Origin of the sequence: Myxacorys almedinensis A (assembly GCF_010091945.1) — a bacterium.
Classification (GTDB): Bacteria; Cyanobacteriota; Cyanobacteriia; order Leptolyngbyales; family Leptolyngbyaceae; genus Myxacorys; species Myxacorys almedinensis.
The window spans coordinates 119710-137298 of sequence record NZ_WVIE01000003.1 but is presented as its reverse complement, the minus strand read 5'-3'; the positions used below and the strand labels follow the sequence as shown (position 1 = coordinate 137298).

Here is a 17589-nt window from a genome sequence, read left to right as displayed (position 1 = left end):
TTTTGGGGGATGTAGGGGGCTTTCCAGATCGGCGATCGCAGCGAAGCAACTCTGTCAAACTCAGGTTAAACCGAGGTGTCTAACGGCTGAATGAGACCGTCTCCTGCAATGGTTAGCCGCCGTCCGCGCCATTGCACTTGCCTGCCAAAGGCCCCCATCGCCCAGATTGCAAAACTTAATCCATCTCGCAGTGGCAACGCCCAAAACCACCGCAGCAAGAGGGGGCTATTCATCATCAGCACCGCGATCGCAGCCTGACCATAGCGAATTCCTAACGTTAGGCCAGTGAGGGCGATCGCCCACGGTGCAAACCCAGAGATCAGTAACAACGGCAAACACAACACAGTGCCATAGCAAAACATCATCGTGTAGTAGATCAGACCGCGATTAAAGCGAATCGTTCTGGCCCACCGCAGTTCTCGCTCAACAAGTTGCCCAATTGTTTCGCGCCCTGTATCTGACTCTAGCACTAGCTCGGAAAGTTCTACTTGATAGCCAGCTTGGGCGGCACGTTTGCCCAAGTTGTAGTCAGAGCCGATGCGGTTGAGTTGCAGTCCACCAAATCCTTCGAGGGTCGGTTTGCGGGTGGCGATCGTTACTCCAATGGCAAACTTTAGCCCACCATCCATGGCTCGTGCAATGAAGGCGCTGGGGATGAAATCGCAGCACCGCCCCAGGGATGCCAATGCTGCTCCTAAAAACTTTGGATTGTGGGCAATGTAGGCACATGTAACCACATCTACCTGCGACAGGGGGGCAGTCACGGTGCGAATATATTGCGCGGTCACACAAATGTCACTATCTGCAAAAATCAGCGTTTCAAACTGTGCCTTTTCTAACAAATAACTCAAGGTACTATCTTTATGATTGATGCCACGGGGAGGCAAATCGATCATCACGCGAACGCGGTCTGGGTAAGTCTTTTCTAACTTACGTAGTGTTGGAATGGCTGGATCGGTCGTATCTACCACACCAAACAACACTTCGTAACTGGGATAATCTTGCTCACAGAGCGACGTCCAATTTTCTAATGCGCCTTCATCTAACCCGCAAATTGGAACCAGGATCGAAACAGGTTCATCGGTTTCAGAAACGCTGGGGGTAATGCTTGAGAAGAACTGATAAGTAAACCAAGCACACGCCAGGTAAAACGCAATTGATCCGAAAATTAAAACACTTAAAACAATCTGAATAACTAACATATTACAAATGCGACCAGGGGCAGGCTCAGACGGCAGGTGGTGCTGAATCAAATGTATCAATTCTCAGATTCTACTTGCATTTAGCACCGTCAGAAAAAAGCCGCGATCGCTGACCCCCTGTTGCCCAACCTTGACCGTTATTCGACTGCTTCAAAAAGCCGAAGATCTTTACCTAAAGATAAAGAGGTCAGGATATCGAGGAGTTTGCTTGTTGAAATCTGAATGTTAAAGGTTAGCTCACCACTGATTGGGACGATGCTGCCGGTTCCTACATCAGGATCAAGGTGATCTGGATTGAAATCAAAGCTAACTGTACTGCTCACACTATTAGCAGACATAGATTTATGATCTAGGGCGTTGCTGAATCAATTCCTTGAGAATTCTGATCAGGCTGGGGTAAGAGGACTTCTCGACCTCAAATCCTCGCTGGCTCATGAGCGCAAGAATCTCTTCTTCGGTCAAACCTGAAACGACAGATTCAAGAATTCGATTTGCATCGCTAGCATAAGTTTCTCTCGTTGCTTGAGTCAGTTGATACTCATCACAAAAATCAGACAACGCTTGCAGGATAAGCGGATACCGTTTCATTTAATGTGCCTCAATTGTTTAAAGATTACGATCGCACTTCTAAGGTTCCCTCTCAATCCACCAGCGATACAGCGCAACTGACTGCCCTGATTTCGGATCATTAATGATGCCTTTGGTTTCCTTTCTAATCATCTGCCGCTGCGGGTCTTCGACAAATTGCCGCCCACAGTCTCGACATTTGTAGTTTTGCTTCTAATGCCGAATTCGACCATTTCTCATCACGGATTTAGATTGACAACTGGGACAAATAGGCAGAGCAGTAGACCTGGGACGAACAGAATTAGCATGACAGCAGTTTTACTCTCTCACCCTTTCCTCTTTAGTACTACCGATCTTTAACTCAGATCCAGGCTCACTCCAATTCTCCCAAAATGGTAAAGCGGATATGATTAATCGCCAGATCTCCGACGGAAATATCTAACAAATCGCTCAGCGGAATGCCTTTGCTCCGCAGCGATTCAAACGTGATGCCTTTGCCAATTTCCGCGTGATACCACGGCAAGCCCATAAAAAAGCGGGTTGGATAAGGACCGCCTTCTACAATGTCATCCGGGTTCGACTCCATTGGCAGCCAGCCAAAGCCCGGAACGTAAAACTCTAGCCACACATGGTTAAAATCTGGCTCTAGCGGAACGTTTTGCCGCTCAGCAAACGGCGGACATTTGTAGCGCCCCACCGTTCGGCAGGCAATGCCGTTTAACCGGGCTAACGCTAGAAGCAGCCCCACATACTCGCCGCACGAACCGATGCCCCGTTCCAACACCACATCTGGCGTATCGATGTGAGGCTTGATGCCGTAAGACAAGCGATCGTAGACAAAGTTGCGGATTTTCAAAATTTTTCGTAATACGTTGGTCTCTGTGCCGATCGCATCTCGCGCCGCTTGTTGAATCACGGGCTTATCCATCGCCAACTCATCATCATCGACCAAGTAACGCGCTTGAAACTCTGGCGACAGTTCGGGTGCCCGGTAGGTATCGTCGAAATTGAGTTGATATTTAATGCCTCGCACTTCTAGCACGGCTTTCCAGCCAAAGATATGGCGCTCATTGGCTTTGAGCGAGGCAAACTTAAATACCGCGACCCGTTGCCCGTCTTTGAGTTCTTCGGTAAAAGGCAGCCCGATCGCGTCTACCTGGCAAACTTTCTGGCGATCAGTTTCGGCAGGCAGCGCAATTCGCCACTCTAAATCTTCTAAATCCACGGCATCTAGAGGCAGCAACTCCTCCAGATAAGACATTTCGATCAAATATCCGTTTGAGAGGGCATACCGCTCTTGTTTGTTGTAGTGAACAGAGAGAGGATGAATGAAGGTGCGATCGCGAAAGGTCAGTTCGTGGCTGGGATCTTCGTTGGGGTTGTCGCGGATGTACGCCTCTTCGCCAGCATAGGCAACATAAAGCGTAGACTGCTGTGATGCTGGATCTGTAGCAAATGTTAGCCCTGTGGGGTTATCAAACGGCGTCAGCACGCTGAACTGCAATTCTCCGGTCGCCCGATCGAGGCAATAGACCGTCTGTTCGATGCGATCGCACAGCCACAGTTCTTCATCCCGAATGGTGAGGTTTGCCTCTCCTACCCCCGGTAAGGCAAATTGAGTAATTTTCCGACTCGTATTACGTTCGTAAACCAAAACATAACCCAACTTTTGGCATGTGACGTAAACTGTAGAATTCCAAACGCCGACCCCATCTGCCGCATAAGGCAGCGTCACAAAAAGCCGAGGCAAAAACGTTTCAGTATCGCAGTAATAAACGCTATTTTCTTTTGTAAACCAGATAGTTTGCTCCCAAACGGCTAGACCCGTGGCGCTTTCAAACCGTTCTACATGGTGGGGGTTAAGAACGATCGTATTGTCATTGAGGGGGTCGATTTGCAGAAGATAGCCTCGGACGTAATCTAGAGCGATCAGTTTGTCCTGCCAGGTAGCCAAGCCGTGCAGAGCATACACTCCAAAGGGTCGAAGCGTTCGAGGAGGTTTGGCTGTGCGAACCGTCGAGCTAGTCATGTCGTTGTTCTGCCTTGTTGAGATGCCTTGTTGAGATACCAGGTCAAGCATCAGAGTCCAACCCAAAATTTGATCTTTCTTATGATAGTGAAAACTATCTCACGGAGAATGTATTGAAAAGAGCGATACGGCAGAATATAGACTAGGAATTAAGCCATGGGGGATTAATCCTTGCAAACCGTTATCCTTGCTCTTCTGGTTGTTTTATGGTAATCGCATTATTTTTAGTCAATCGTCATGCTCGCCGGGGAAAAGAGGTGTTGGATGACGCGATCGCGCAACTTCGATCCCTCGATATTGAGCTACTAGAAGAATCGACCGATGACCCAAAGCGGTTGTCTGAGGTGATTCGAGAGTATCGCGATCGGGTGGATCTGGTCATCATCGGTGGCGGCGATGGCACCCTCAATGCTGCGATCGCTGGGTTGGTAGACACAAAATTGCCGCTTGGCATTCTCCCCCTTGGCACAGCCAATGATCTGGCTCGCACCTTGGGCATTCCAGAGACCCTCGCCGAAGCGTGTACCATCATTGCTGCCGGAAAGCGCAACACGATCGATGTGGGCTGGGTAAATGAGCACTATTTTTTCAATGTGGCAAGTTTGGGGCTGAGTGTTCAAATTACGCGCAAGCTGACAAAACGAGCCAAAAAACAGTGGGGCGTTTTTGCCTATGCCGCGACTGCGCTACAGGTTTTGATCGAGACGCGACGCTTTACCGCAGAAATTCGCATGGGCGATCGATCTGAAACGGTGAAAACGGCGCAGATTGCGGTGGGAAATGGTCGCTATTATGGCGGCGGCATGGCAGTGGCAGAAGATGCGGCGATCGATGATCAGCGGCTCGATCTGTACAGTTTAGAAATCGAACATTGGTGGCAAATGCTGCTGCTTTTACCTGCCATGCGCCAGGGCAGCCAGCATCAGTCGCGCTGGGTGCAAACTTGGCAAGGAGAAGATTTTTTCGTTTACACGCGCAAGCCTCGCGCCATCAATACCGATGGGGAAATTACAACGTATACACCGGCTCATTTCCGGCTGATTCCGCAAGCGTTGACGGTGTTTGTGCCTTAGGTGGTGTCTATTTTTGAACGGGAGTTCGATGAAAAACGGTTTATCGCCGGGTTGCGGGTAGGAGTGCAACGAAGCAACTTGCGGTTCTCATCGCGTTTTTTTAGAGCAGGGATATCCACTCGTCCTCAGACCGCGTGGCTCGTTACCCCAGCCGATATTTCAGCCAAAACGCCAGCAGGGGCAAGGCAATCCGATATCCCTGCTCTGCCCCATAAACTAACCCTTTTTGCTCTAAACTCGCCAATGCCCCTTGCAGCCCACCGCCGCGAGACAGATTATGTTTTTGGATATATTCGCGGGCGTGGGGGCTGTCAGTCGGGTCGAGCGCCAAGCTTTCGAGCACCCGAACTTGGCTACTGGGCAGTAGCAAAATTAGCGATTCAAAGGTTACTGAAAGATCTTCTACCAGCGCGATCGCACTTCGGTATACCTGGTGCGGCTGAATTTTGGACTGGAGGGCAGGATGGGAGCTATGGAGCAGATCGACCCAGAGGCGACGGGCAAGCGCGATCGCATCACCAAAATGCCCTTGAACATAGCCCAAAAATAACTCCAGCGCCGGAGTCTCTAGATCAAACATGAGATCTTTTAACGCCATTGCTTCCACAATCCAAGCGCGTAAGTCGCGATCGGGCAACGGGGCTAACGCAATCACTTTTAGGTCTGCATCCTTTGTCCACCGTTCTGCCACTGTTGCAATCAGGGCATAACTCACACGAGTTTGGCGCTGAATCTCTTGGCGCAAATACTGCTCCCACTTGCTGCCCCGATCCCACGATCGAATGTGAGGAAAGTTTTGAAATACCAGCACAACGCGGCAATCAAGCCATTCTGCCAAGGCTTGCGGCAACCTCAGCAGCGCTTCAAACAATGACCATTCTTTGCTGGGTGAAATGTGCCAAACAACGGTCAACTGCCCGGTTGTGGATGGCTTTAGCGTAAAGGGCTGGTCTTGACTCCACTGCTGGATAAATGCAACTGCATTGTCTTGATCAAACGTGGCTAATAGGGCTTCGGCTAAAAGCTGCAAAAATCGCCCATAATCGGTAGCGCGGAGACAGTCAATTTCGATCACCCTGGCTTTGCACTGCGCCGCTGCCGCCCGGATCAAAGTCCGCCGCCCAATTCCTGGAACGCCTGCCAACAGCAAGTCGCCATCTTGCACTAAAATTTGACTGACTTGAGACAACTCAGACTGACGACCAATCAACTGTTTTGATATAAATGGATTCCCAACCATGTCAAAAAGCAGCGTTTTTTAAGAAATTCACTAGGCGGATCAATCCTGACTCCGATTCGCCCAAACCGCCCTCACCCTTTAATTTGTAGGCGTTATTTGTAGGCGTTATTGGTGGGAGACCCAAGATGGGAAGCACATGCACCAAAGTGCCTTCTCGCGCTTTGAAGACACGTAGACATCTTAGGTAACCCTGCGAACCGTTTTTCTGTAAACCTTGATCCAACCATTAGCTCTCTAAAATCCAAAGGTGGAATCTTTAAAGCTTACAGCCTAAATCAGAAATCGCACTATGTTTTAGTGCTGCATTCCCATATTTAAGCACTATCATTAAGTACTGTACATCTCATTCCCCTTTACCCTGTTCTATGTCTGCACACGCTCAACCAAAGCTAGATACCGCTTGGCATACCCTAGAAGCGCCGCGATCGCTAGAGCTACTTCAGAGCGATCCGCGTGCTGGGTTATCCCAGTCGCAAGTTAGCGATCGCCAAACAAAATATGGTCTCAACGAATTGGAAGAAACGGGCGGACGTAGCTCGTTTGAGATCATCCTCGATCAGTTTAAGAACATCATGCTCATCATGCTGATCGCGGTAGCGCTGATCTCCGGCGTGCTGAGCTTTTTAGATTGGCGAAGTGGAGCACTTGAACCGGGGGAAATTCCGTTTAAAGATACGATCGCTATTCTGGCGATCGTCATTCTCAACGGCATTTTGGGCTATCTCCAAGAAAGCCGCGCCGAAAAGGCCTTGGCGGCCCTCAAACAGTTGGCGGCTCCCAGGGTGCGCGTTGTGCGAGACGGCAAAACCCTCGAAGTCGATTCTCAAGATCTGGTTCCGGGCGATGTGATGTTGCTCGAAGCAGGGGTGCAGGTGTCGGCAGATGGTCGCTTGGTAGAAGCGGTGAACTTGCAGATTCGCGAATCGGCGCTAACTGGGGAAGCTCACGCCGTTACCAAAAATGCAAACCTCCATCTGCCTGAAGAAACGTCTCTGGGCGATCGGATCAATCTGGTCTACCAAGGAACAGAGGTGATTCAGGGGCGAGGGACAGTGTTAGTGACAGGCACCGGGATGCGAACCGAAATCGGTAAGATCGCCCAGATGCTGCAAGCCGTTGAGTCAGAACCAACGCCGCTTCAGCAGCGCATGGATCAACTCAGCAAGGTGCTGGTTGCCGGAGCGCTGATTTTGGTGGCGATCGTTGTGATTGGCGGGCTGATCGCCTCCCGCGATTTGGGTCGATTTCAAAGCTTGCTAGAAACCTCTCTCAGTATGGCAGTTGCGATCGTACCTGAAGGGTTGCCTGCTGTCATCACCGTTACCTTGGCGCTGGGCACTCAGCGTATGGTGCGTCGTCAAGCCTTGATTCGTAAGCTGCCTGCGGTGGAGACGTTGGGATCTGTCACTACGATTTGTTCGGATAAAACCGGAACGCTAACCCAAAATAAAATGGTGGTGCAATCGCTACACACCATTAGTCTCAGCCCTACCGTGAGCGGGCATGGCTATAGCCCCGAAGGGGAATTTTTATCAGGAAACACTAAACTTGCACCCACGGAGCATCCAGAATTGGGAGCCTTGCTCTTAGCCTGTACCGTGTGTAACGATTCAATTTTGCAACATGACGATGGACAGTGGGGCATTTTAGGCGACCCGACAGAGGGGGCACTGCTGGTGGTGGCGGCAAAAGCCGGCTTTGAGCGGGATCAGTGGAGCAGTAAACTGCCGCGTGTTGCGGAGTTTCCGTTTTCCTCTGAGCGCAAACGCATGAGCGTGATCGTTGAAGATGCTGCTGGGCTGCTTCAGGCTGAAACTGATTTTCTAGCCACCCCTTATTTGATGTTGACCAAAGGTTCGCCAGAACTGGTGCTAGAGCGGTGCAGCCAAATTCAAATCCGCGATCGCGTGGAATCGATCACGCCAAGCCAACGTCAACAGATTTTAGATCGCAACAACAGCCTAGCGGCGAGCGGTCTGCGGGTGTTGGGCTTTGCCTACAAACCCTTGCCAGACCTTCCGGCGGAAGGTAGCGATGAAGCGACGGAAACCGAATTGGTGTGGCTGGGCTTGGTGGATATGTTGGATGCGCCTCGTCCAGAGGTTCGCGATGCGGTAGAGCGGTGCCGAAAAGCGGGGATTCGCCCGGTGATGATCACCGGAGATCACCAGTTGACGGCTCAAGCGATCGCGCAAAATTTAGGCATTGCCAAGCCGGATGATGAGGTTCTCACCGGGCGTGAACTTGAGCGGATGAGTTTGCAAGAACTTGAAGAACACGTCGATCATGTGAGCGTTTATGCTCGGGTTGCGCCAGAACATAAGCTGCAAATTGTCAAAGCGTTGCAAGACCGGGGCAAAATTGTGGCGATGACGGGCGACGGTGTGAACGATGCCCCGGCACTTAAACAAGCAGACATCGGGATTGCCATGGGCATCACTGGCACGGATGTGAGCAAGGAAGCTAGCGACATGGTGTTGTTGGATGACAACTTCAGCACCATCGTGGCGGCAACCGAAGAAGGACGAGTCGTTTACACAAATATTCGCCGATTTATTAAGTACATTTTGGGATCGAACGTTGGAGAGCTTCTGACGATCGCCGCCTCTCCGATCGTGGTGGCGGCGGGGGGGGTGCCGCTAACGCCGTTGCAAATTCTCTGGATGAACCTGGTTACCGATGGCTTACCTGCCCTTGCGTTAGCCGTTGAGCCTGCCGAAGCCAATGTGATGAATCGCCCACCCAATCATCCGGGGGAGAGCATTTTTTCCCGGGGTTTGGGTCTTTATATTGTGCGAATCGGGATTGTTCTCGCCCTTTTAACGATTTCACTGATGGCATGGTCTTACGATTATGCTCAGCAGGGCGGCAATCCTGAGCGTTGGAAAACGATGGTGTTTACCACATTATGTTTGGCGCAGATGGGACATGCGATCGCAATTCGCTCAAATACTCGCCTGACGATCGAACTCAACCCATTTAGCAATCCCTACGTTTGGGGGTCGGTGATTTTGACCACAGTACTGCAACTGATGCTGATTTACGTTGCCCCATTGCGTAACTTCTTTGGGACTCATGTGCTGAGTTTCACAGAACTGATGATTTGCTTCGGGGTCAGTCTCCTGATGTTTGTGTGGATCGAGGGCGAAAAGCTGTTCTTCCGTCTCTATTTCCGAAATCGCAAGCCGTAAAATTCAGTGAATGGGGTAGAGAGGCGATGGGTGGATGGGTCGCTCAGTAATCCAGCCCATCGCCTCCTCCACTCATCTACCCCTCCACTCATTCACCCCTCGACTTAACGTTGACAATCTACTAGTCGCTAATTTAAGCGCGCTTTTGCCCCTTTCTCAAACCAAGACACCACCTGCGGAACGGTGAGATGCTCAATTTTAGTCTCTGCATCTAGGGCGGCTAACGTGAGCGGCTTGTTCGACGAAATAACAAGCTGCGTAAAAAATCGTTTGAACTCGTCATCAATTGCGCCCTGCAAACTTTCGTCTTGGTAGATCCAATCTTCGATCTGGTCAGGGTTGAGATCTGCGATCGCATTTCCCGAAGCGTGGGAGATTTTTTTGAGCGATCGCAGCGAGTAGATCGCCACTCTTGCCGCAAACTTATCTTTCGAGGTCAAGAGCGCTTTGTCCACTTCTGCCGATTCTTCCGGTGTTAAAAATTCAGTCGGGGAGGGCATAAGATCTTACGTTGATTGAATTAAATAGCCACAGCGATGCTCACCATCTACCAGCCAATGAGTCCGCTCAACGGTGCATCCTTGTAGCGCTAGCTCAAACATTTCTAGCTCGTGACCGCACACGCTGGGAAACGATTCTGCAATGTGAGAAATCGCGCAATTATACTCAGTCAAAATATATTTTGCCGTCGTCTCTTCAGATTCTACCCGATGGCACTCTGCCATGTAGCCCTCTTGTTTTCTGAGTTCAACTAGCTTTGCCACCCGTTCTGCGAACGAGCCATTGCCGACGCGATCGCGATACTCTACGGCTTTACGCTCCCACTGCTTCCGCAAAATCGTTTTCATCTGATCTTTGCTCACCGTCTCTGCCAACGTATCGAGCAGAGACACCGCAAAGTCATCGTAGCGATCGGGAAACTGCGATCGTCCCTCACGGCTCAACTCGTAGACAAAATTAGGACGCCCCATCCCCGCCTGCACCGTCTGATGCAAAATCAATCCTTCGCTCTCCAAATCTTTCAAGTGCCGCCGAATCGCTTGTGGAGTCACCTGCAACTGCTCTGATAATTCCTGCGCTGTTGCCTGACCCTGTTTCAAAAGATGGTGCAGGATATCTTGTTTTGTCGATTGCTGCTGAGTTGTAGTCATTCTTGTTTTTTCACTCATGCTGGCGAACTCTTGGCAATAGTGGGGATGCGATCGATAAACCGTATAGGCGACGCAGAGTCAAACACAGCTTTTTTGCCCTCTCTTTTCGCCCTCTCAAATGGCAAGGAGAAAAACGTTGACCCCTCCCTTTGACAACATAGAAGTTGTTAAAGTATCCTACAATAGAAGTTGAGCAACAACTGGGTTGCTTTAATTATAAGATCTATCGGATGTACTGTCGTTTTGGCTTATGAATACTCAAGATAAAACCACGCAAGCATCAGATAAAAGTCTCGAAGTGCTCCGGCAATTTGCCGAAACCTACGCCAAGCGGACAGACACTTATTTTTGTGTTGACCCAGGCGTTACTGCTGTTGTAATCGAGGGACTTGCCAAGCATAAAGATGATCTTGGCGCTCCGCTTTGCCCCTGTCGCCACTACGAAGACAAGGAAGCGGAGGCGGCAGCCGCCTACTGGAACTGCCCCTGCGTGCCGATGCGGGAGCGCAAAGAATGCCACTGTATGCTGTTTTTAACGCCAGATAACGATTTTGCAGGCGAACAGCAAGATATTTCCTTTGATGATATTCGCGGCTTTACAAACCACAGCTAATCGCGATCGCAGCTAACTCCCTTTTGCTCGATAGACCTCCATAGACCCGAGAACACAACTTCATCACCATGAGTGCAACCGTTCAAACCCTCGTCAACCAGCCCTACAAGTACGGATTCATTACCGATATTGAGTCCGATACCCTCCCTCGTGGGCTAAGTGAAGATACCGTCCGTCTGATCTCTGCCAAAAAAGAAGAGCCAGAATGGATGCTAGAGTTTCGGCTCAAGGCCTACCGTCAGTGGCTCAAAATGGAAGAGCCAAACTGGGCAATGGTCGGCTATCCCCCGATCAATTATCAAGACATCATCTACTACTCTGCACCCAAGGTAAAAGAGAAGAAGAAAAGCCTTGAAGAAGTCGATCCAGAGCTTCTAGAAACCTTTGAGAAATTGGGCATTTCCCTATCTGAGCAAAAGCGCTTGACGAACGTTGCCGTCGATGCCATTTTTGACAGCGTTTCTGTTGCAACCACGTTTAAGGAAAAGTTGGCAGAAAAAGGCGTCATCTTCTGCTCGATCTCGGAAGCCGTAAAAGAGCATCCTGAACTCGTCAAGACGTATTTAGGAAGCGTCGTCCCGGTGGGCGATAATTTCTTTGCAGCCCTCAATGCCGCAGTGTTTAGTGATGGCTCATTTGTGTTTATCCCGAAAGGTGTTGCCTGCCCGATGGAATTGTCTACCTACTTCCGCATCAATAATGGCGATTCAGGGCAGTTTGAGCGGACACTGATTGTCGCAGAAGAAGGCAGCCAAGTCAGCTATCTCGAAGGGTGTACCGCTCCGATGTATGACACAAATCAGCTTCATGCAGCCGTTGTTGAGTTGGTGGCACTTGACAACGCAGATATTAAATACTCGACGGTGCAAAACTGGTATGCCGGAGACGAGAACGGCAAAGGCGGCATCTACAATTTTGTGACCAAGCGGGGCTTGTGCCAAGGCGTCAACTCGAAAATTTCCTGGACGCAGGTAGAAACGGGGTCGGCTATTACTTGGAAGTATCCCAGTTGTGTGTTGATTGGCGATAATTCAGTAGGCGAATTTTACTCTGTAGCGCTGACCAACCATTATCAGCAAGCCGACACGGGAACCAAGATGATTCATGTGGGCAAAAATACGCGCAGCACGATTATTTCTAAAGGGATTTCGGCGGGAAATTCAAAAAATAGCTATCGTGGCTTGGTGAAAATGAATCCCAAGGCAGCAGGTGCGCGCAATTACTCGCAGTGTGACTCAATGCTGATTGGCGATAATGCTCAAGCCAATACTTTTCCTTACATTCAAGTGCAAAATAACGCAGGCAAAGTCGAGCACGAAGCTTCAACTTCCAAGATTGGTGAAGATCAGCTATTTTACTTTGCTCAGCGTGGCATTTCTCAAGAAGACGCCATCTCGATGATGATTAGCGGCTTCTGCAAGGATGTGTTCAACCAGTTGCCGATGGAGTTTGCGGTTGAGGCAGATCGTCTGCTGAGCCTCAAGCTAGAAGGCAGCGTTGGTTAGGGGTGTATGATTCCTGCTTCAATGGGAGGGGAACAGATGGAATCGGCAAGCATGGGATTGGTATTCGCAGAGATTGAGTTACTTGCAAGCGATGACTTAGCACTGGTTCGCAGAGGGTATCTGCCACCCGATCAGGTTCATCGCTGCACGATTAGAGCAATGGTAGATAGTGGAGCCACCATGCTGGCGATTCCTGAGTTTGTGCGAAGACAGCTAGACCTGCAAAAAGTTAGAGACATTGAAGCGGAATTAGCAGATGGATCTAGCGTGAAGTTAGACGTTGTGGGACCTATTGAAGTGCGGTTTCAAAACCGGAGAACGTTGGTCGAAGCGATTGTTACTCCCGAATCGAAACAGGTGTTGCTGGGCGCAATTCCAATGGAAGGCATGGATGTCTTGATCGATCCCAAGCGTGAGCGGCTGATCGTCAATCCTGAAAGCCCAGACATTGCAAGGATGATGTTGATGTAACGATGGCTCAGCAGGTAGCGAGGTTGAAATGAGTGATGTAATTTTATCAGTCCAAGATTTGACCGCTGAGGTCGATGGTAATCCCATCCTTAAAGGCTTTAATTTAGAGATCAAAGCCGGAGAGATTCACGCCATTATGGGACCGAATGGGTCGGGCAAAAGCACGTTTTCTAAGATCTTAGCGGGGCATCCTGCCTACACGGTGACCGGAGGCGAGATTGTCTTTCTAGGGCAAAATCTGTTGGAATTGGAGCCAGACGATCGCGCCAAATCGGGCGTGTTTTTGGCATTTCAATATCCATTAGAAATTCCAGGCGTGAGTAACGTCGATTTCTTGCGCGTCTCGTATAATGCCAAGCGCAAACACGAGGGGTTAGAGGAGTTAGATGCCTTTGACTTTGATGAAGTGGTGCAATCTAAAGTGACCTTGCTAAAGATGGACCCTTCGTTTCTCAGCCGCAGTGTGAATGAAGGCTTTTCGGGGGGCGAGAAGAAGCGAAATGAAATTCTGCAAATGGCGCTGCTAGAGCCAAGGTTAGGCATTCTCGATGAGATTGATTCGGGGCTTGATATTGATGCTTTGAAAGTGGTTGCTGGCAGTGTCAATGCGCTTAAAAAGCCAGAGAATGCAACGCTAATTATTACCCACTATCAACGCTTGCTCAATTACATTCTGCCTGATGTGATCCATGTGATGGCAGATGGGCGCATTTTGATGAGCGGAGATAAAGATCTGGCGTTGGAACTAGAAGCGAAGGGTTATGACTGGGTGCTGGAAGGCGAGGCGGTAGGTGCGTGATGACTATAGAATCTATCCCTGTGGAATCGACTCTTTCGGATGTTGGCAATTTAGGCGGGACGACAAAGGTAAATCGCGCTGATTATCTTTTGGGATTGCTGAGCTTGCGGGGTGAATTGCCGTCGGAGTTGGGCAGATTACAAGAGAGGCGCGATCGCGCCTTCTCCCTGGTTCACGATCGCGCCATTCCCACCACTCGCGATGAAGAATGGCGCTTTACCGATTTATCGGATCTGCTGCGCCTTCAGTTCCAAACCCGCTTGCCCTCAGAGATTGGCTTTCCGCAGCTTGAAGACTTTTTGTTGCCCGAATCGACCAATAGCCGCTTAGTGTTTGTCGATGGCGTGTTTGCGCCTGCGCTGTCTGCGGTGGATGATTTGCCCGACGGGGTGTTGGTGGGAAACTTGGTCGCCGGAGCGGAACTGGTTCCCGCCCTGCCTGCCTACTTAGCCAACCAGCCGGGGGGTGACGAGGTATTCACCGCCTTGAACACGGCAAGTTTTACCGATGGCGCGATCGCGTGGGTTCCAAAAAATAGCGTGGTAGAAGCCCCAATCCATCTCTTGTTCGTTTCAACCACCGAGGCGCTGAGCCATCCTCGCTGTTTGGTCGTTGCCCAAGCCGGTAGCTGCGTCACGCTGATCGAAGAGTACGTCAGCTTGAGTGAGGGTCGCTATTTCACCAATTCGGTGACGGAAATCTATGTTGAGGAGAATGCTGAAGTTCGCCATACTAGAGTTCAAAGGGACAGCGTTTCGGCGTTTCACATTGGCAAAACGGCAGTTTCTCAAGCGCGGGATTCTCGTTACACCTGTACGGCGGTCAGCCTGGGTGCAAAACTGGCGCGTCATCACCTGGAAATTTATCAGACGGGTGAGCAGACCGATACTACGCTCAACGGGCTGACGCTGGTAGATGGCGATCGCGTGGGAGACACTCATAGTTTGATTGCCTTGAGCCAGCCTTATGGCACGGCAAATCAGGTGAATAAGACGGTGGTTCGCGATCGCGCCCATGCCGTGTTTAATGGCAAAGTGTGGGTACCCAAAGCGGCGCAGATGACGAATGCGGCGCAGCTAAGCCGAAATCTTCTGCTGTCGCCCAAGGCACGGGTTGATACGAAGCCCCAGCTAGAGATCACAGCCGATAACGTGAAGTGCGCTCACGGCGCGACGGTGAGCCAGTTAGAAGATGATGAAGTCTTTTATTTACAAAGTCGCGGCATTCCGGCGGATCAGGCGCGCAAACTGTTGACCTATGCCTTTGCGATCGACGTGATCGATCGAATTTCTGTATCATCGCTGCGCGATACGTTGACCCGATTAATTCGAGTTCAAACGAGCTAGTTGGCAAGGGTGCGAGCGATCGCGGCTTTGCAGAGTTCACCATTTTCACTACTCCTTATTTCTTCTTGAACGATGACTATCATCCAGGAAAAAACGCTTTCTGCCCGCACCCGCCCCGATTTCCCGATTTTGAATCAGACGATTCACGGTCAGCCGTTGGTGTATCTCGACAACGCCGCCACTTCGCAAAAGCCGATCGCGGTGCTAGAAGCGCTTCGCCAATATTATGAACACGACAACGCCAACGTGCATCGGGGGGTGCATACCCTAAGTTCACGGGCAACCGATGCCTATGAAGGGGCACGCGATCAGGTGGCGGCGTTTGTGAAGGCGGCATCTCGCCAGGAAATTGTGTTTACTCGCAATGCCAGCGAGGCAATTAACCTGGTTGCCTATTCCTGGGCGTTGAGTACGCTGAAGCCCGGAGATGAGATTGTGCTGTCGGTGATGGAGCATCACAGCAACTTGGTGCCGTGGCAGATGATGGCTCAGCGCACCGGAGCCGTGTTGCAGCATGTGGAGTTGACGGAAACCGAAGAGTTTGATTTTGAGCAGTTTAAGTCGCTGCTGTCAGAGAAGACAAAACTAGTGGCGGTTGTGCATGTCTCCAATACGCTCGGTTGTATCAATCCGGTGAAAGAAATTTGCGTCGAGGCGCACAAGGTAGGGGCGCGAGTGCTGATCGATGCGTGTCAGAGTGTGCCGCACATGGCGATCGATGTTCAAGAACTCGATTGCGATTGGTTGGTGGCATCGGGTCACAAAATGTGTGCGCCCACCGGAATTGGATTTTTGTATGGCAAATTGGATCTGCTGCGATCGCAGCCTCCGTTTATGGGCGGCGGCGAGATGATCGCAGATGTTTTTCTGGATCATTCGACCTATGCCGATTTGCCCCACAAGTTTGAAGCGGGAACCCCAGCGATCGGAGAAGCGATCGCGCTGGGGGCGGCGGTAGAGTATCTCTCCAAAATTGGCATGGATCAGATCCACGCTTACGAAGAAGACCTGACCCGTTATCTATTCCGACAACTTGCGACCATTCCAGAACTGCGAATCTATGGTCCTAAACCTAATGCCGATGGAAGCGGTCGCGCGGCGCTTGCCTCTTTTACCGCAGGGGGCGTGCATCCCCACGACTTGTCTACCATTTTGGATCAAGCCGGGGTGGCGATTCGGGCGGGGCATCATTGCACCCAACCTCTCCACCGCTACCTCAAAGCGCAATCAACGGCACGGGCGAGTTTATATTTCTACAACACTCGTGAAGAAATTGATGTGTTTGTAGCTGCCTTGAAGGATGCGATCGAGTTTTTTGGCGGACTTTTCGGGTAGAAATCTTGCGATCTCCTCATTTCCCATCTAGGCGTTTCTGCAACTGTCTGATCGCTTGATGCAAGTCAGACAACCGGCTATAGATCGCCGATGATTTTAGAAACGTTTTGTGATCCATCGCTGGGTAGCCCGACACAGTTTGTCCGGGAGGCACGTCTCTAAGGACGCCTGCTTTTGCAGATACGATCGCACCATCGCCCACCGTGGCTTCATTGCCAATGCCCACCTGCCCTGCCAAGATCACGCGGTTGCCGATCGTTGTGCCGCCTGCTAGCCCAACGTGAGCCGCAAACGCACACCCCTGACCAATCTGGCAACCGTGACCAATCTGCACCAGGTTATCAATTTTGGTGTGGCGACCGACCCGCGTTTCACCCACAGCCGGTCGATCGACATTAGAATTTGCCCCAATCTCGACGCCATCTTCTAGCACGGTATAGCCCGATTGCTCCATTTTGAGCCAGCCTTCGCGGGTAGGCACAAATCCAAACCCTTCAGAACCAATCACTGCACCGCAATGAATCACGCAGTCTGCACCGATTTGGGTGCGTTCGTGAATCGAGCAATTGGCGTGGAGAACCGTGCGATCGCCGATCTGCGAATCGGGATAGATCACAACGTTGGGATGAATGATCACATCGTCACCCATCGTAACGCCTGCCCCAATCACAACATGAGCGCCAATAGCTACCCTTTGACCCAGGTGCACAGAAGGATCGATCACAGCGCTAGGATGGATGCTGGGAGAGGGTTTGAAGGGTTGGTAGAAAAGTGCGATCGCGTGGGCAAATGCCAGCCTCGGATGGGGAACCTCGATCCAGGCAATGCCGCGCTGCGTTGCTGTGGCTTGGATCGGCTCATTGGCAGGCAAAATTAGCGCACTCGCTTGCGTATCAGCAACTCTAGCGGCATATTTCCCGATCTCAGCATAGCTTAACTGATTGAGCGTTGCTTTATCGATCGCGGCAACTCCTGCAATGTTTGGATCGTTGTCGTTAATGCTGAGACTAGTGTTTGTGACAGCATTCTCCAACTTATTAACAAGATCGCTAAATTTCATTCAACCC

At 50.7% G+C, this 17589-nt stretch carries 16 protein-coding genes; 8 read left to right on the top strand and 8 right to left on the bottom strand.

The window, feature by feature from the left end; all coding sequences use genetic code 11:
• Window positions 1-65: 65 nt before the first annotated feature.
• The 4 genes from GS601_RS03505 to GS601_RS03495 form a co-directional block, all read right to left on the bottom strand.
• On the bottom strand, window positions 66-1202 hold the full coding sequence (locus GS601_RS03505) for a glycosyltransferase (protein ID WP_162421882.1): 1137 nt from the start codon (window positions 1200-1202) through the stop codon (window positions 66-68).
• A 137-nt stretch (window positions 1203-1339) separates the two neighbouring features.
• A complete protein-coding gene (locus tag GS601_RS23070; RefSeq protein ID WP_238393028.1) occupies window positions 1340-1540 on the bottom strand; it encodes a hypothetical protein in 201 nt (66 codons plus the stop codon).
• A gap of 4 nt (window positions 1541-1544) precedes the next feature.
• The gene (locus tag GS601_RS03500) at window positions 1545-1790 is read right to left on the bottom strand and encodes a hypothetical protein (protein WP_162421881.1); all 246 of its coding nucleotides are present in this window, start codon (window positions 1788-1790) and stop codon (window positions 1545-1547) included.
• 352 nt (window positions 1791-2142) lie between these two features.
• Window positions 2143-3798 (bottom strand): transglutaminase-like domain-containing protein, encoded by a 1656-nt coding sequence (locus GS601_RS03495; protein ID WP_162421880.1) that lies wholly within the window; start codon window positions 3796-3798, stop codon window positions 2143-2145.
• Between the two features lie 206 nt (window positions 3799-4004).
• Here GS601_RS03495 and GS601_RS03490 point away from each other — a divergent pair, with 206 nt between their 5' ends.
• Window positions 4005-4871: a lipid kinase gene (locus GS601_RS03490; RefSeq protein ID WP_162421879.1), complete on the top strand. Its 867-nt coding sequence runs from the start codon at window positions 4005-4007 to the stop codon at window positions 4869-4871.
• A 142-nt stretch (window positions 4872-5013) separates the two neighbouring features.
• Here the strand turns inward: GS601_RS03490 and GS601_RS03485 are convergent, their stop codons facing one another.
• Entirely contained in the window at window positions 5014-6111 is a 1098-nt protein-coding gene (locus GS601_RS03485; protein ID WP_162421878.1) for an AAA family ATPase, read from the bottom strand.
• Between the two features lie 365 nt (window positions 6112-6476).
• Between GS601_RS03485 and GS601_RS03480 the strand changes: the two genes are divergently transcribed.
• Window positions 6477-9302 carry a cation-translocating P-type ATPase gene (locus GS601_RS03480; protein WP_162421877.1) on the top strand — a complete coding sequence of 942 codons (2826 nt, stop codon included), beginning with the start codon at window positions 6477-6479 and terminating at the stop codon, window positions 9300-9302.
• Between the two features lie 128 nt (window positions 9303-9430).
• Here GS601_RS03480 and GS601_RS03475 read toward each other — a convergent pair whose 3' ends face one another.
• Complete coding sequence (locus tag GS601_RS03475; RefSeq protein WP_162421876.1) at window positions 9431-9802, bottom strand: hypothetical protein; 372 nt, start codon at window positions 9800-9802, stop codon at window positions 9431-9433.
• Between the two features lie 6 nt (window positions 9803-9808).
• Window positions 9809-10453: an iron-sulfur cluster biosynthesis transcriptional regulator SufR gene (gene sufR / locus GS601_RS03470; protein ID WP_162421875.1), complete on the bottom strand. Its 645-nt coding sequence runs from the start codon at window positions 10451-10453 to the stop codon at window positions 9809-9811.
• 250 nt (window positions 10454-10703) lie between these two features.
• Here sufR and GS601_RS03465 point away from each other — a divergent pair, with 250 nt between their 5' ends.
• The 6 genes from GS601_RS03465 to GS601_RS03440 all read left to right on the top strand — a co-directional run bounded on the left by GS601_RS03465 (window position 10704) and on the right by GS601_RS03440 (window position 16522).
• Complete coding sequence (locus GS601_RS03465; RefSeq protein WP_162421874.1) at window positions 10704-11066, top strand: ferredoxin-thioredoxin reductase catalytic domain-containing protein; 363 nt, start codon at window positions 10704-10706, stop codon at window positions 11064-11066.
• A 68-nt stretch (window positions 11067-11134) separates the two neighbouring features.
• Window positions 11135-12571 (top strand): Fe-S cluster assembly protein SufB, encoded by a 1437-nt coding sequence (sufB, locus tag GS601_RS03460; RefSeq protein WP_162421873.1) that lies wholly within the window; start codon window positions 11135-11137, stop codon window positions 12569-12571.
• A 36-nt stretch (window positions 12572-12607) separates the two neighbouring features.
• Entirely contained in the window at window positions 12608-13042 is a 435-nt protein-coding gene (locus tag GS601_RS03455) for a clan AA aspartic protease (protein ID WP_162421872.1), read from the top strand.
• Window positions 13043-13070: 28 nt separating this feature from the next.
• Window positions 13071-13841, top strand: a complete 771-nt coding sequence (gene sufC / locus GS601_RS03450) for a Fe-S cluster assembly ATPase SufC (RefSeq protein ID WP_162421871.1) — start codon at window positions 13071-13073, stop codon at window positions 13839-13841.
• A complete protein-coding gene (gene sufD / locus GS601_RS03445) occupies window positions 13841-15187 on the top strand; it encodes a Fe-S cluster assembly protein SufD (RefSeq protein ID WP_162421870.1) in 1347 nt (448 codons plus the stop codon). Before sufC ends, sufD begins: the two co-directional genes overlap by 1 nt.
• A gap of 72 nt (window positions 15188-15259) precedes the next feature.
• Entirely contained in the window at window positions 15260-16522 is a 1263-nt protein-coding gene (locus GS601_RS03440; protein WP_162421869.1) for a SufS family cysteine desulfurase, read from the top strand.
• Window positions 16523-16538: 16 nt separating this feature from the next.
• Here GS601_RS03440 and lpxD read toward each other — a convergent pair whose 3' ends face one another.
• On the bottom strand, window positions 16539-17582 hold the full coding sequence (gene lpxD, locus GS601_RS03435) for a UDP-3-O-(3-hydroxymyristoyl)glucosamine N-acyltransferase (protein WP_162421868.1): 1044 nt from the start codon (window positions 17580-17582) through the stop codon (window positions 16539-16541).
• Between the last annotated feature and the right edge of the window lie 7 nt (window positions 17583-17589).

What these genes read in the sequence shown, in the direction of transcription:
- GS601_RS03505 (WP_162421882.1), bottom strand. Translation starts at nt 1,202, where the DNA reads ATGTTAGTTATTCAGATTGTTTTAAGTGTTTTAATTTTCGGATCAATT.
- GS601_RS23070 (WP_238393028.1), bottom strand. Translation starts at nt 1,540, where the DNA reads ATGTCTGCTAATAGTGTGAGCAGTACAGTTAGCTTTGATTTCAATCCA.
- GS601_RS03500 (WP_162421881.1), bottom strand. Translation starts at nt 1,790, where the DNA reads ATGAAACGGTATCCGCTTATCCTGCAAGCGTTGTCTGATTTTTGTGAT.
- GS601_RS03495 (WP_162421880.1), bottom strand. Translation starts at nt 3,798, where the DNA reads ATGACTAGCTCGACGGTTCGCACAGCCAAACCTCCTCGAACGCTTCGA.
- GS601_RS03490 (WP_162421879.1), top strand. Translation starts at nt 4,005, where the DNA reads ATGGTAATCGCATTATTTTTAGTCAATCGTCATGCTCGCCGGGGAAAA.
- GS601_RS03485 (WP_162421878.1), bottom strand. Translation starts at nt 6,111, where the DNA reads ATGGTTGGGAATCCATTTATATCAAAACAGTTGATTGGTCGTCAGTCT.
- GS601_RS03480 (WP_162421877.1), top strand. Translation starts at nt 6,477, where the DNA reads ATGTCTGCACACGCTCAACCAAAGCTAGATACCGCTTGGCATACCCTA.
- GS601_RS03475 (WP_162421876.1), bottom strand. Translation starts at nt 9,802, where the DNA reads ATGCCCTCCCCGACTGAATTTTTAACACCGGAAGAATCGGCAGAAGTG.
- sufR (WP_162421875.1), bottom strand. Translation starts at nt 10,453, where the DNA reads ATGACTACAACTCAGCAGCAATCGACAAAACAAGATATCCTGCACCAT.
- GS601_RS03465 (WP_162421874.1), top strand. Translation starts at nt 10,704, where the DNA reads ATGAATACTCAAGATAAAACCACGCAAGCATCAGATAAAAGTCTCGAA.
- sufB (WP_162421873.1), top strand. Translation starts at nt 11,135, where the DNA reads ATGAGTGCAACCGTTCAAACCCTCGTCAACCAGCCCTACAAGTACGGA.
- GS601_RS03455 (WP_162421872.1), top strand. Translation starts at nt 12,608, where the DNA reads ATGGAATCGGCAAGCATGGGATTGGTATTCGCAGAGATTGAGTTACTT.
- sufC (WP_162421871.1), top strand. Translation starts at nt 13,071, where the DNA reads ATGAGTGATGTAATTTTATCAGTCCAAGATTTGACCGCTGAGGTCGAT.
- sufD (WP_162421870.1), top strand. Translation starts at nt 13,841, where the DNA reads ATGACTATAGAATCTATCCCTGTGGAATCGACTCTTTCGGATGTTGGC.
- GS601_RS03440 (WP_162421869.1), top strand. Translation starts at nt 15,260, where the DNA reads ATGACTATCATCCAGGAAAAAACGCTTTCTGCCCGCACCCGCCCCGAT.
- lpxD (WP_162421868.1), bottom strand. Translation starts at nt 17,582, where the DNA reads ATGAAATTTAGCGATCTTGTTAATAAGTTGGAGAATGCTGTCACAAAC.